The following is a 1,431-nucleotide window of genomic DNA, read 5'->3' on the forward strand; positions in this document are numbered from 1 at the left end:
TCAGTAGCGGTAGTGGTCCGGCTTGAACGGGCCGTCGACGTCGACGCCGATGTACGCGGCCTGCTCCGGGCGGAGCGTGGTGAGCTTGACGCCGAGGGCGTCGAGGTGGAGGCGGGCGACCTTCTCGTCGAGGTGCTTGGGCAGCACGTACACACCCGTCGGGTACGCGTCGGGCTTGGTGAACAGCTCGATCTGGGCCAGCGTCTGGTCCGCGAAGGAGTTGGACATCACGAACGACGGGTGACCGGTGGCGTTGCCCAGGTTCAGCAGACGCCCCTCGGACAGCACGATGATCTTCTTGCCGTCCGGGAAGGTCCAGGTGTGCACCTGCGGCTTGACCTCGTCCTTGACGATGCCCGGAATCCCCGCCAGACCGGCCATGTCGATCTCGTTGTCGAAGTGACCGATGTTGCCCACGATCGCCTGGTGCTTCATCCGCGCCATGTCCGAGGCCAGGATGATGTCCTTGTTACCCGTCGTGGTGACGAAGATGTCCGCCGTCTCCACGACCTCCTCCAGCGTCGTGACCTGATAGCCGTCCATCGCCGCCTGGAGCGCGCAGATCGGGTCGATCTCCGTCACGATCACCCGGGCACCCTGGCCCCGCAGCGACTCCGCGCAGCCCTTGCCCACATCGCCGTACCCGCACACCACCGCGGTCTTGCCGCCGATCAGCACGTCCGTCGCCCGGTTGATCCCGTCCACCAGCGAGTGCCGGCAACCGTACTTGTTGTCGAACTTCGACTTCGTGACCGCGTCGTTGACGTTGATCGCCGGGAAGAGCAGCGAACCCTCCCGCTGCATCTCGTACAGCCGGTGCACACCCGTGGTCGTCTCCTCCGTCACACCACGGATCTCCGACGCCGCTTGCGTCCACTTCCGCGGGTTCTCCGCCAGAGTGCGGTGCAGCAGTTCCAGGATCACCCGGTGCTCGTCGGACTCGGCGCTCTCCAGCCCGGGCACCTCACCCGCCTTCTCGTACTCCACACCCCTGTGCACCAGGAGCGTGGCGTCACCACCGTCGTCCAGGATCATGTTCGGACCACCAGTCGGGCTGTCCGGCCAGGTCAGCGCCTGCTCCGTGCACCACCAGTACTCCTGGAGCGTCTCCCCCTTCCAGGCGAACACCGGCACACCCCGCGGCTCCTCGGGCGTACCCTCCGGACCCACCGCGATCGCCGCCGCGGCGTGGTCCTGCGTGGAGAAGATGTTGCACGACGCCCACCGCACCCGCGCACCCAGCGCGACCAGCGTCTCGATCAGCACCGCCGTCTGCACCGTCATATGCAGCGAACCGGTCACCCGGGCACCCGCCAACGGCTGCGCCTCGGCATACTCCTTGCGGATCGCCATCAGACCGGGCATCTCATGCTCGGCGAGGGTGATCTCCTTACGGCCGAACTCGGCCAGCGACAGGTCGGCGACCTTGAA

At 66.8% G+C, this 1,431-nt stretch carries 1 protein-coding gene; it reads right to left on the reverse strand.

What is annotated here, in order from left to right; translation table 11 throughout:
* A partial coding sequence (gene ahcY / locus IF37_RS0138250) for an adenosylhomocysteinase (RefSeq protein ID WP_030754318.1) occupies positions 1–1,431 on the reverse strand: 1,431 nt, incomplete at its 5' end.

It is taken from the genome of Streptomyces sp. NRRL S-31 (assembly GCF_000718775.1).
GTDB lineage: Bacteria > Actinomycetota > Actinomycetes > Streptomycetales > Streptomycetaceae > Streptomyces.